The 12,329-nt window shown below is 61.0% G+C and carries 9 protein-coding genes; 3 read left to right on the plus strand and 6 right to left on the minus strand.

Annotated features, from left to right (window positions below):
- Positions 1-196 precede the first annotated feature (196 nt).
- The 3 genes from lysS to D1793_RS12300 all read right to left on the minus strand — a co-directional run bounded on the left by lysS (position 197) and on the right by D1793_RS12300 (position 4,351).
- Positions 197-1,738, minus strand: a complete 1,542-nt coding sequence (gene lysS, locus D1793_RS12290; protein WP_119022433.1) for a lysine--tRNA ligase — start codon at positions 1,736-1,738, stop codon at positions 197-199.
- Positions 1,739-1,742: 4 nt separating this feature from the next.
- Positions 1,743-2,841 (minus strand): peptide chain release factor 2 gene (prfB, locus tag D1793_RS12295; protein WP_119022434.1). Its coding sequence is split into 2 segments (ribosomal slippage): positions 1,743-2,765 and positions 2,767-2,841, totalling 1,098 coding nucleotides; the frame shifts between segments, so codons are not numbered across the junction.
- Positions 2,842-3,049: 208 nt separating this feature from the next.
- Positions 3,050-4,351, minus strand: coding sequence for an outer membrane protein transport protein (locus tag D1793_RS12300; RefSeq protein ID WP_119022435.1), 1,302 nt, complete (start codon positions 4,349-4,351; stop codon positions 3,050-3,052).
- Between the two features lie 383 nt (positions 4,352-4,734).
- Between D1793_RS12300 and D1793_RS12305 the strand changes: the two genes are divergently transcribed.
- The 3 genes from D1793_RS12305 (at position 4,735) to D1793_RS12315 (ending at position 9,157) form a co-directional block, all read left to right on the plus strand.
- Positions 4,735-5,238 carry a MerR family DNA-binding protein gene (locus tag D1793_RS12305; protein ID WP_119022436.1) on the plus strand — a complete coding sequence of 168 codons (504 nt, stop codon included), beginning with the start codon at positions 4,735-4,737 and terminating at the stop codon, positions 5,236-5,238.
- Between the two features lie 35 nt (positions 5,239-5,273).
- Positions 5,274-7,796, plus strand: coding sequence for a heavy metal translocating P-type ATPase (locus D1793_RS12310; RefSeq protein ID WP_119023675.1), 2,523 nt, complete (start codon positions 5,274-5,276; stop codon positions 7,794-7,796).
- A 308-nt stretch (positions 7,797-8,104) separates the two neighbouring features.
- A complete protein-coding gene (locus D1793_RS12315; RefSeq protein WP_119022437.1) occupies positions 8,105-9,157 on the plus strand; it encodes an IS481 family transposase in 1,053 nt (350 codons plus the stop codon).
- A 66-nt stretch (positions 9,158-9,223) separates the two neighbouring features.
- Here D1793_RS12315 and D1793_RS12320 read toward each other — a convergent pair whose 3' ends face one another.
- The 3 genes from D1793_RS12320 to pilV are packed head-to-tail and all read right to left on the minus strand — an operon-like array spanning position 9,224 to position 12,325.
- Positions 9,224-11,107: a PilX N-terminal domain-containing pilus assembly protein gene (locus tag D1793_RS12320; RefSeq protein WP_205527543.1), complete on the minus strand. Its 1,884-nt coding sequence runs from the start codon at positions 11,105-11,107 to the stop codon at positions 9,224-9,226.
- A 40-nt stretch (positions 11,108-11,147) separates the two neighbouring features.
- Positions 11,148-11,768, minus strand: coding sequence for a prepilin-type N-terminal cleavage/methylation domain-containing protein (locus D1793_RS12325; RefSeq protein ID WP_162899953.1), 621 nt, complete (start codon positions 11,766-11,768; stop codon positions 11,148-11,150).
- A 41-nt stretch (positions 11,769-11,809) separates the two neighbouring features.
- Positions 11,810-12,325: a type IV pilus modification protein PilV gene (gene pilV, locus D1793_RS20040; RefSeq protein WP_276111004.1), complete on the minus strand. Its 516-nt coding sequence runs from the start codon at positions 12,323-12,325 to the stop codon at positions 11,810-11,812.
- Between the last annotated feature and the right edge of the window lie 4 nt (positions 12,326-12,329).

The raw sequence follows: 12,329 nt of genomic DNA on the forward strand, positions 1-12,329 counted from the left end.
CGCGGGGTTTACCAATGCTTCCCACCCTTCCGGCCAACCGGATAGACATCGCCCAAGCGAGGGGCGCCGGGGACAGGCCGAAGAGGAGGTCCTACGCCAGGGATGGCGTCGGTAGCGCCCAGGGATGGGTTCACAGCGCCTCCTCGCAGGCCTGTCGCCGGATCAGCCCCGAGCACTACCGACATCACCAGAAATGTCACTCCACCTCCGGCCTCATGGCCGGGAACAGCAACACATCGCGGATCGAGGCGCTGTCGGTCAGCAGCATCACCAGGCGGTCGATGCCGATGCCCTCGCCCGCGGTGGGCGGCAGGCCGACCTCCAGGGCGCGCACGTAGTCGGCATCAAAGTACATCGCCTCGTCGTCGCCGGCCTCCTTCTCCGCCACCTGCTCGCGGAAGCGCTCGGCCTGGTCCTCGGCGTCGTTGAGCTCTGAGAAGCCGTTGGCGATCTCGCGGCCGCCCACGAAGAACTCGAATCGCTCGGTGACGAAGGGGTTGGAATCCTTGCGCCGCGCCAGGGGGCTCACCTCGGTGGGGTACTCGGTCACGAAGGTGGGCTGCTTGAGGCGGTGCTCCACGGTCTTCTCGAAGATCTCGACCTGGATCTTGCCCAGGCCCCAGCCGTCCTTGACGTCGATGTCCAGGCGCTCGGCGATCTGGCGGGCGGCGGCCTCGTCGGCCAGCGCCTCAGCGTGGATGTCCGGGTTGTATTCGAGAATCGAGTCGAACACGGTGATCCGCTTCAGCGGGCTGCCGAAATCGTACTCGTAGTGCTCGAGCACCTCGCCCTCGCTGTTGCGCACGGTGTTGACCACCGTGGTGGTGCCCAGCACCTCCTGGGTGATCGCGCGCAGCATCTCCTCGGTGAGGTCCATCAGGTCGTGGTAGTCCGCGTAGGCCTGGTAGAACTCGATCATGGTGAACTCGGGGTTGTGCCGAGTGGAGAGCCCTTCATTGCGGAAGTTGCGGTTGATCTCGAAGACCTTCTCGAAGCCGCCTACCACCAGGCGCTTGAGGTAGAGCTCAGGCGCGATGCGCAGGAACATGTCGATGTCCAGCGCGTTGTGGTGGGTCTTGAAGGGGCGCGCGGTGGCGCCGCCGGGGATCGCCTGCAGCATGGGGGTCTCGACCTCCATGTAGCCGCGCGCCTCGAAGAAGCGGCGCATGGCGCTGATCACCCCGGCGCGGGTCTCGAACACCTGGCGCGAGTCCGGGTTCATGATCAGGTCGACGTAGCGCTGGCGGTATCGCGCCTCGAGATCGGTGAGGCCGTGGAACTTGTCGGGCAGCGGGCGCAGGCTCTTGGTGAGCAGCTTCGCCTCCACCATCATCACGTAGAGATCGCCCTTGCCGGACTTGTGCACCGGCCCGCGCGCCGCGACGATGTCGCCGATGTCCCAGCCCTTGATCTCCTCGAGGGTCTCCGCCGGCAGGCCCTTCTTGTCGACGTAGAGCTGGATCTGGCCGCTGACGTCCTGGATGACGACGAAGGGCCCGCGCTTGCGCATGATGCGTCCGGCCACGCCGGCCTGGCGCCCCAGCGCCTCCAGCTCTTCCTTCTCCTTGTCGCCCAGCTCAGCGATCAGCTCGGCGGCATGGCTGTCGCGGCGGAAGTCGTTGGGGAAGGCGCTCTCGCCGCGCTCGGCGGCACGCTCGCGGCGCGCGGCCAGCTTGGCACGGCGCTCGGCGATCAGGCGGTTCTCGTCCTGCTGCGGGGAGGGGCTCTCGTTGGCCATGTCGTTACAATCCTTGCTTGAGGCTGGCGACAATGAACTGGTCCAGGTCGCCGTCCAGCACCTTGTCGCAGTTGCTGGTCTGCACGCCGGTACGCAGGTCCTTGATGCGCTGGTCGTCCAGCACGTAGGAGCGGATCTGGCTGCCCCAGCCGATATCGGCCTTGGAGTCCTCCGCTTCCTGCTTGGCGGCGTTGCGCTTCTCCATCTCGTGCTCCCACAGCCGCGCCTTGAGCTGCTTCATGGCGAAGTCGCGGTTGGCGTGCTGGCTGCGCTGGCTCTGGCAGGCCACCACGATGCCGGTGGGCTCGTGGGTGATCCGCACCGCCGAATCGGTGGTGTTGACGTGCTGGCCGCCGGCGCCGCTGGAGCGGTAGGTATCGACGCGCAGGTCCGCCGGGTTGATCTCGACCTCGAAGCTGTCGTCGATCTCCGGTGACAGGAACACCGAGCAGAAGGAGGTGTGGCGACGGCCGCCGGAATCGAACGGGCTCTTGCGCACCAGGCGGTGCACGCCGGTCTCGGTGCGCAGCCAGCCGAAGGCGTGGTCGCCCTGGATATGCACCGTGGCCGACTTGATGCCCGCCACCTCGCCGGCGGAGAGCTCGGTGATCTCGGCCTTGAAGCCGTGATGCTCGGCCCAGCGCAGGTACATGCGCAGCAGCATGTTGGCCCAGTCCTGGGCCTCGGTGCCGCCGGAGCCCGACTGGATATCCAGGTAGGCGTTGTTGGCATCCATCTCGCCGGAGAACATGCGGCGGAACTCGAGCTTCTCGAGGCTCGCCTTCATGCCGTCGAGCTCCTTCTGGACCTCGTCGACCGTGGCCTGATCCTCTTCCATCTCGGCGAGCTCCAGCAGGTCACGGCTGTCCGCCAGGCCCTGCTCCAGCTCGTCGATGGTCTCGACGATCAGCTCCAGCGAGGCGCGCTCCTTGCCAAGCTTCTGGGCATAGTCCGGATCGTTCCAGATGCCCGGGTCCTCGAGCTCCCGGGAGACTTCCTCTAGCCGGTCTTTCTTCTCGGCATAGTCAAAGATACCCCCTCAGGACATCTGTCCGCTCAGACAGGTCCTTGATGAGGTTGTGGATGGGGTTGGTTTCCAGCATGGCTCACTCGCCTGAATCTGCAGTGGAAAAGCGGCCGCCGCGGTGCGGCATGGCGCCTGGGCCGCGGCGGCTCGGAAAAGTCGTCCATTGTAGCGAACCTGACGCCACCCCGCATCCGCCGCGAGGCGGCTTCCGGGCCTGCCCCGGGCCCAGACGCGGGAAACCCGGCCGAGGCCGGGTTCCCTGGGTGCACCTGGCTAGCTGCCGCTCAGAAGCGGTAAGTCAGCTGGGCGCCAAAGCCGTGGGCCTCGTTCTTGTAGTCGGCTCCAAACTGCCCGCGAGGATCTGTTGGGCCACCCTGCTCAATACGAGTCCCCCTCTCAGTCAGGTAGGAATAGGCAAGGTCAAGGGTCAGATCGTCCGTCGGGCTCCAGCCGGCGCCGATGGAGAAGATGCGTCGGTCATCAGAGGGGATGCGTACGCTGCGGTCGATGTCATTGGTCGGAGTGTTGTCGATCGTCACACCGGCACGCAGTGCCAACTGCGGATTCAACTGGTACTCACCACCCACGGCAAACGCCCAGGCGTTGGAGTAGTTCTGCGGCTCATTGGTAATTTCTCCAAGATTCTCACCCTCTACCAGAATCTTGTCGAAACGACTCCAGCGCGCCCAGGAGGCCCCTGCCATCAGTTTCAGGTTATCGGACATCTGCTGAGTAATAGAGAAGTTCACAGTCTCAGGCGTTGTCAGGTCGAGGCTGGCCTTATCTTGAAGCGGAACCTGAACAGTGCCCATAGGCGTATCTACCGGTCGGGACGCAATGGAGCCATCGGGAGCCGTGGCCCGGAAGTCGCCTTCGAGGGTATAACTTACTTTGGACCGATAGGTTAGACCCAGCGTTGTCTCAGGAATTGGCTGATAGATCACACCCAGGTTGTAGCCCCAGGCCTCGTCATCACCCTCCACCCTCGAATCCAGCTCAACTCCCGGGGCTGCGGGCGCATTACGATAGAGCTTCCCATCCACGCGGTTGTAGGACACACCAGCTCCCACCGCCCACTGTTCATTGAAGCGATAGGACACCGTCGGCTGGGCGCTCATCACAGTGACTTCTGTGCGCGTGCCGAAGGTACGGCCGGCAAAACTGTCCTCATACTCTGTCTTTGAGCCAAAAGGTGCATAGACCCCGAAGCCGAATGCCAGCTGATCATTGACCGGGTGTGCATAGAAGGCAAAAGGGATAAGGGTGCCTGGCACCATGTCTCCCTCGGAAGTGCTCCCTCCGGTTCCGGGAAGCGTCGGCGTGTATTCGGCATTCTTTATATCGGTATTGACGTTCAGATAGGTCCCACCGGCGGTCACCTGGGCGCGGTCCAGGAACGACATGCCGGCCGGGTTGCCGAAGACGATGGTGGCGTCGTTGACGTTCGAGCTGCGCCCGGCGTGGCCATAGCCCTGGCCGCTGACGCTCTGCTCGTTGATCTGGTAGCCGCCCGCATGGGCCTGGCTGGTAAAGGCGGCTGCGGCGATGGCCACGGCCAGGGAGAGGCGGTTGAACTTGTTCTTCATGTGATCCATCCCTTGGGGTTCTGTTATTCACGCTGATACTGGCGTGTGCTCTCGGCGGAGACAGGCGCGTGCCCTCCCCTTTTCGCGCAACCCTCTCCCGGTTTCAAGGGCAAACGTTCGTTTTAATGCCACATCTGCTAATACTTTGGTCGCACAGCTGTTTGATTGATCGAATTTTCAACGAGTTAGCAAATACCCTCCCGCTGTGCCGGAACCGCCATCCCCTTCTCGCCCGCCCGCCTTGACCCTTGGGTAACACATAGGTTTTACACTGGGGTTATCCGCCACCAGAACCAGACCGGGACCGGCAAGGCACCGACCTGCACGGCTCCGATCTGCGAGGCTCCGATTGGCAAAGTACCGGCCTGGGAGGCACCGTCATCATGAAAGTCAGCGAACTGGCCAGGGCCGCCGGCGTCACCGCCGAGACCGTCCGCCACTACGTGCGCGAGGGGCTGCTGGAACCCCGGCGCCACCCCGACAACGGCTACCAGCTCTTCGAGCGGGGCGACCTGGAGCGACTGCGCTTCATCCACCGCGCCCGCAACCTGGGCTTCGGCGTGGCGGAGATCCGCGAGATCCTCGCCCATGCCGACCAGGGCGACTCCCCCTGCCCCATGGTCCGCGACCTGCTGGCCAGCCGGCTGCCGGAGATCCGCGCCCGCATCGAGGAGCTGCAGGCGCTGGCCGCCCGCATGGAGCAGGCACTCGAGACCTGGGCCGAGATGCCCGACGGCACCCCGGACGGCCACAGCCTCTGCCGGCTGATCGAAAGCTTCCCCGAACCCCTGCGTGACAACCTGCACGAAAACCAGGCGCGCGACACAGAGCGCGGCGACGCCCGCCGCGCGCCCACCGGCACCACATCCCGCGAGGAGACCCCGTGAACGCTCGCATCCCACTCGAACGTATCGTGCCCGGCATGAGCTGCCAGGGCTGCGTGAAGCGCATGCGCGAGGCGATCCAGGCCCGCGACCCCGAGGCCGAGGTGATCGGCACGCCGGCCGAGAAGCGCCTGGAGGTCTCCACCGTGCTGGATGCCCAGGCGCTGGACCAGACGCTCGAGGAGGCCGGCTATCCGCCCGGGGAGCTCAATGAGGCCCCTGCCGAGGAAGAGCCCACCGCGGCCGAGCCCGGGCTCGAGTCCAAGCCCACTGAGCAGGCGACGCCCGTGCCGGCCCCATCGGCTCGCGACGAACGCGCCACCACCCGCCGGCTCTCCATCGGCGGCATGACCTGCGCAAGCTGCGTCGCCAGCGTTCAGAAGGCGCTGCAGCGAACGCCGGGCGTGGTCAGCGCGGAGGTCAACTTCGGCACCCGCACCGCCCAGGTGCGCGGCAGCGTGAGCGAGGCCGAGCTGATTCGCGCCGTGGAGGCGGCCGGCTACGAGGCCGAGCCGATCCTCGACCTGCGCCAGGCCGAGGAGGCGCGCGCCGAGAAGGACGCCCAGCACTATCGCCAGCGCCTGCGCGGCAGTTTCTGGTCCCTGGCGCTGGCGGTGCCACTGATGGCCAGCATGTTCGTCTACCACCCCCACCCGGTGGGCATGGGCCGGCTCTTCTGGCTGGTGATCGGCCTACTGACGCTGGCCGTGCTTGCCGGCCCCGGCCGCCACTTCTTCGTCAACGCCTGGAAGAACCTCAAGCACCACCAGGCCAACATGGACACCCTGATCGCCATGGGCACCGGCACCGCCTGGGCTTACTCCATGGCGGTGGTGGCCTTCGCCCCCTGGCTGCCCGCGGTGGCACACGGCATTTACTTCGAGGCCTCGGCGATGATCATCGGCCTGGTGCTGCTGGGCAACGCCCTGGAGCTGCGCGCCCGAGGCCGCACCAGCGAGGCGCTCAAGCGCCTGCTGGACCTGCAGAGCCGCACCGCCCGGGTGATCCGCGATGGTGAGGAGCGCGAGCTCGACATCGACGAGGTGCGCGAGGGCGACCATATTCGCGTGCGCCCCGGCGAGCGCCTGCCGGTGGATGGCGAGGTGACCGAGGGGCAGAGCCATATCGACGAATCCATGCTCACCGGCGAGCCGCTGCCGGTGGCCAAGGCCGCCGGCGACGAGGTCAGCGCCGGCACCGTCAACGGCAAGGGCTCGCTGGTCTACCGGGCCACCCGGGTCGGCGCCGACACCCGGCTCGGCCGCATCACCGAGCAGGTGGCCAGCGCCCAGAACTCGCGCCCGCCCATCGGCGAGCTGGCCGATAAGGTCTCCAGCATCTTCGTGCCCACGGTGATGATCATCGCCGTGCTCACCGCCCTTGCCTGGTTCAATTTCGGCGCCGAGCCGCGGGTGATCCATATGCTGGTGACCGCCACCACGGTGCTGATCATCGCCTGCCCCTGCGCCCTGGGCCTGGCCACGCCGATCTCCACCATGATCGGGGTGGGCAAGGCCGCCGAGCACGGCGTGCTGGTCAGAAGCGGCGAGGCGCTGCAGATCGCCAGCAAGCTCACCACCCTGGTGGTGGACAAGACCGGCACCCTCACCGAGGGCCGGCCGAGCGTAACCGAGGCCGAGGTGCTCGATGGCGACAGGCAGGCGCTTCTGGGCCTGGTGGCAGCCCTGGAGCGCGGCTCCGAGCATCCGCTCGCCGCGGCCCTGCTCGCCTACTGCGAAGAACAGGCGGAAGAGGCCGACGCCGAGGCCGCCGAGATCCGTAATTTCGAGAGCGTCACCGGCGGCGGCGTGAAGGCCGAGACGGTCGACGGCCAACCGCTGCTGCTGGGCAACGCCCGCCTGCTGGAAGAGGCCGGGGTCGATCTCGCTACCGGCCGCGAGAAGGCCGGCGAGCTGGAGGAGAAGGCACGCACCGTGGTCTATCTGGCCATCGGCGGCAAGCTTGCCGCGCTGTTCGGCATCAGCGACCCGCTGCGCCACGACACCGTGGCGGCCATCAAGCGCCTGCAGGCCGACGGCCTCAAGGTGGTGATGCTGACCGGCGACAACGAGCACACCGCCGCCGCCATCGCCCGGGAGGTGGGCATCGACGAGTTCCGCGCCGGGCTCTTGCCCGAGGACAAGCATGCCGAGATCGAGCGCCTGCAGGCGGCCGGCGAAGTGGTCGGCATGGTGGGCGACGGCATCAACGACGCCCCGGCGCTGGCCCGGGCCGACGTGGGCTTCGCCATCGGCCAGGGCACCGACGTGGCCATCGAGAGCGCCGGCATCACCCTGATGCGCGGCTCGCTGCACGGGGTGGCCTCGGCCATCGAGATCAGCCGAGCGACGCTCTCCAACATCAAGCAGAACCTGGTGGGCGCCTTCGGCTACAACACCCTGTGCATTCCCATCGCCGCCGGGGTGCTCTACCCCTTCACCGGGATGCTGCTCTCCCCGATGATCGCGGGGGCCGCCATGTCGCTCTCATCCATCACGGTGGTGAGCAACGCCAACCGTCTGCGGCTGTTCAAGCCCCATAACGAGAAAGGCCCCGCGTAAGCGGGACCGGAAGGAGGTGAGTCATGAACGTTATCGTCAACCTGGCGGGGATTGCTGCCATCGGGCTGATTGTGTGGTGGTTCTGGGTGGCAAGAACCTAGCCCCAAAAACGCCAGCGGCCGGCATTTCTGCCGGCCGCTGGGTGCTATTTCAGGCTAGATAGGGCATGAGGGTCTACCCCCGATTTTCTGAAGTGTGACGGTATTCACCTGACAGTCGGCCGCTGAAAAGCAAAGTGGTCATAGTGCCCCCCGTGGGTTATAGAACGAGTGTCTGACGCTCGGCTGTAACACCATGAGGAAACGACTATGACCACCGAAGAAAAGGTAGCACGCCGCAAGCTCAGTCTCCTAGAACTGGCCAAGGATCTGCAGAATGTCAGCAAGGCCTGCAAGGTCATGGGCTACTCCCGGCAGCAGTTCTATGAGATCCGTCGCAACTATCAAACCTTCGGCTCCGAGGGGCTCGTCGACAAGCTCCCTGGGCCGCGGGGACCACACCCCAACCGCGTCAGCGAAGAAATCGAAACGGCCATTCTCGAGCACAGCCTGGCCTTCCCCACCCACGGTCCTGTCCGCGTCGCTCAAGAACTGGCGCTACGTGGCATTCAGGTCAGCTCTACGGGCGTCAGAGGCGTATGGGGACGCCATGACTTGCTGACCCGGCATGAGCGCCTCCTGCGGCTCGAGAGGGCCACACGCGAGCAGAAAATCGAGCTGACCGAAGAACAAGTTCGCCACCTGGAGCGGTTCAGCCCTGAGTTCCGCGAGCGGCATATCGAAGTCCACCACACCGGCGAACTGGTCGCTGTCGATACCTTCTTCGTCGGTACCCTCAAGGGGGTTGGCAAGGTCTATCTGCAGTCCGTCATCGACTGCTTCAGCCGCTACGCCTGGGGCCGCCTCTACACCAGCAAACTGCCCATTACGGCCGTGCATGTACTCAATAATGACGTGCTGCCCTTCTTCGAGGCTCACAACGCCAAGGTCAGCACGGTACTCAGCGACAACGGCCGAGAATTCTGCGGCCGTAAGGATCAGCATCCGTATGAGCTGTTCCTTCAGCTCGAAGAGATCGAGCACCGCACCACCAAGGTGCGACGGCCGCAGAGCAACGGCTTCGTCGAACGGCTGCACCGCACCTTGCTGGACGAGCACTTCCGCATCCAGGGACGCACCAAGTGGTACGAGGCCCTGGAAGAGATGCAGCAGGACCTGGACGACTATCTGGTCACCTACAACACGAAACGGCCGCATCAGGGCCGCAACATGAAGGGCTCGACGCCCTATGCCGTGTTCAAGAAAGGGCTCCCAAAAGCGACGAAGAAGGAACCCAGGAAAACGGCAGAAAACACTGCTTAACTATAGGGAGCCCACGGGGGCATGTGTCAGGCGAATACCATCACTGTACAGATTTTCCTCGCTTACTTACAAGGACTCCTGGTTACTCATCCGCTCAAGCCACGCATGAGGGTTAAATTCAAATTCATCGTCATTACCAGAAGCACTTCCCAGCAGCCATATCAGTCTAGCCTCCTCGGGCAGGAGCGAGAATGCCCGATCTACAGCAGACTGATTATATATATGATCATGACCTCCTGATCCATCATGATCAATATTCACTGGCTCACAGGAAAAGCCAGCTTTCTCATGATCATGAAAATAGGGAAAGGAGATAATAGAGCCAAGAAAGTCATCACCACCACCGCCACTGATGCTGTACTCTCCCAGCACAATAATAAGGCCTTCGAAATTAGGATTCCCGCTAAATCTCGCATGCCCGTCGATAATCAGAACCCCACTCTGTCCATTATATGATTTCGAGTCATTGAAGTGCTGCCTAACATAGAAATCGTTACTGTTTGCGCAGCCTAGACAATCCCTAACCACCCCTCGCCCATTCTCTCCACCTCCATCTGTGTCATATGCTTTTTTCGCACTACTCACCCATAAGTCGCTCGCTTGCTCTAGGTTAGAGCCAGAAAACTGGAGATAATAGTCTCTATCAGTAAGCGCACTTCCTGAATCAGCATCGAAGATATTCCCACCCTGCTCCACTATTTGATAATAGGATTGCGACGATGGAAAGTACTCCACCGAAGAGAGCGAAGCCCCATTCCCAGCATTGTATTTTGCCAACCTATAGCCGTCGTCATTTAAAATCTCACCACTGGCATTGAGAACGTTATTTCCATCCAACTCATAGAAGGAATCCTGATAATTCGCCCCTATGACATCAGTTTCTTGTGCACCACCTTCTTCTGCGGGCGCCTGTGGCTCACTAAAGACTATCGGCGAAGGGAAGGAGTTTCCACTGGAATCCCACGACACCTCTCCAGCCACAACGTTGTGCAAGCGATTCGTGAAGACGTTCACTCTCCCACTATCAAAGTTCTGGCTGTTGAAAGTCGAGAAATTTACATCCGGGTCTCGCATTATTGCTGAAATGAAATCATGAAAGCGATCAGGATCATTGAGTATAGGTGCCGCCAGCGAGGTTGACACCCCCCCTTTGACGCCACACATGCGATTCCCTTTCGGGCAATTTCTTGAATAATCAACTTTACCATCTGCAGTTACAACATTCGAGGCATGGTAAACGCCATCCTCGCCGCCTGAAGACCCGGGAACAAATTTCACATCTGAGTGACTATCAACGCTATCAATCTCAGAACTGGACGGATTCTTCTTCTGATATATTATTCCGGCGACAACGCGCCTCGCCTCGGCACGACTCCGGGCCGATATGGCTGGACTATAGTTCCCAATCACATCAACATCTTCCCCGCCATCAGTCTCAGACTGGGAGGTCTTTCGGAATGAGCTGACACAGACTGGGTTGACAGCAGCCAGCTTACCAATGCCCTCCAGCCGGACACTAAACTCGACTTCTCTTTGCGCCACTATCTCGTAATCAGCACCATTCTCGATATCACCCGACACGACAATTCCGACTGAAACTAGATAAACATTCCAGTCACTTTGCTCATCCGGGGCAGCCACCTCGCTCCTTATCGTATAATAGACACTATCATCGTCATCGATCTTATTATAACCTCCAATAAGATCACTCATGGCATTCAAAAAACCTTCCAGGGTAGGAGTGTCGAAACTCTCCCCATAGACACCAGAAAGCACCTCTGCAGCGCCATACTCAGCTGCCATCAACGCCCTATCGGAAGCTCGGTAGTTACCAGCCATGGACTCTTCCAGGCGAGAGTTCTGCATACTAGACAGAGATAAAAGTAGCGCGACTACCAAAAGCACAAGGCTGACGATCAGCGCCGCTCCCCTTTGGCCTCTTTTGTTCATGTTCATCTCTCCCCCACCTAGAAAACATTAATAGGCTTAATCAGCAATCAATATCTGGAGAGAGCTCACACACGACCTTCTCTCGCCTAACCGACATAAAGGAAAACTCATCACTCTCGCCATCAAGCCTAATAAAGACTTGATAAACACCATTAACAATTACACCAGCACCAATATTTACACCAGTTAGGAGCGTCATGACTGGGCTTTTCTCTTCCTCACTCTCCCCACAGGTGTAGCAGCCCCTCACCACGCCTCGACCATCATCATCGACTTCATTCAGAAAATACCTAACTCTCCTAAGCGGCATATCAGGAGTGGCACAATATGGATCATTTACCCTAGAATACCGGTCATCTGCTCCTTGATCATACCGCATCTCTAGGACTTCACTACCTCCAGCGCTATCATCACCGGGATTACAGTTCACTGGAAGTAAGGCGGGATCACTCAACAATGACACAGAAGAAGCCGTTCTAATATCTGCCGACACCACATCCGAAACATACCTGAGACTCTCCTGTCTCGTGGAAAGCCCCTCCATCTCATTAAACGTCCGTTTCGTCATGACAAATAACTGAATAGCCCCCGCCACCACCAGAAGGCCAATCACCAGAGCCACCATAAGTTCGACAAGGGTAAAGCCAAGGTTACGCTTCAAGGCACACCTCCAGCCCACTTCCAACACAAACGAAACCAACTTTATTTGACAACAAAAGCCTGGCCTGGCAAGTGAACATGGTAGACATAACGCGAATATAGACCATCACCCTCATCTCTCTCTATCGTCCCAAACCTTTCATCAAGCCAGTATATTTCCACCGTATAACCACAAGAGGTGCCAACCTTCTCAGTTAAAACGACCTCCATCTCAGGAAGTTTGTCTCTCCACTCCACGTTGGCATCATCCATAACCCGAGACAGCCGACTGGGACTGGGAGGGTTCTCGGCACTTGATGGGCACGCCACATAAGAGACCACCTCCCCATCCTCTTCCTTTTCCTGAAGCTCCAGCAGTTTTGCCCAAATACGTTCTTTGACATCTTTAGCTGCGAGATTGGCGATGGTACCCTGATAGGAGAAGTGTGCACTCTGGAGGGCATTTAGTTGCATGGCGGCCAACCCCAACAAGCCGAAGGAGAGTACCAGGATGGCAATCAACACTTCCAGCAGAGTAAACCCTTTCTGGAAGTGCCTTATTTTTCTTGAATGAATCACCAAG

This window comes from Halomonas sp. JS92-SW72, from assembly GCF_003547075.1.
GTDB lineage: Bacteria > Pseudomonadota > Gammaproteobacteria > Pseudomonadales > Halomonadaceae > Halomonas > Halomonas alkalicola.

Coding starts and splice junctions, on each gene's coding strand:
- D1793_RS12310 (WP_119023675.1), top strand. CDS start 5,274: ATGAGCTGCCAGGGCTGCGTGAAGCGCATGCGCGAGGCGATCCAGGCC.
- D1793_RS12300 (WP_119022435.1), bottom strand. CDS start 4,351: ATGAAGAACAAGTTCAACCGCCTCTCCCTGGCCGTGGCCATCGCCGCA.
- D1793_RS12320 (WP_205527543.1), bottom strand. CDS start 11,107: ATGAACAAAAGAGGCCAAAGGGGAGCGGCGCTGATCGTCAGCCTTGTG.
- D1793_RS12315 (WP_119022437.1), top strand. CDS start 8,105: ATGACCACCGAAGAAAAGGTAGCACGCCGCAAGCTCAGTCTCCTAGAA.
- lysS (WP_119022433.1), bottom strand. CDS start 1,738: ATGGCCAACGAGAGCCCCTCCCCGCAGCAGGACGAGAACCGCCTGATC.
- D1793_RS12305 (WP_119022436.1), top strand. CDS start 4,735: ATGAAAGTCAGCGAACTGGCCAGGGCCGCCGGCGTCACCGCCGAGACC.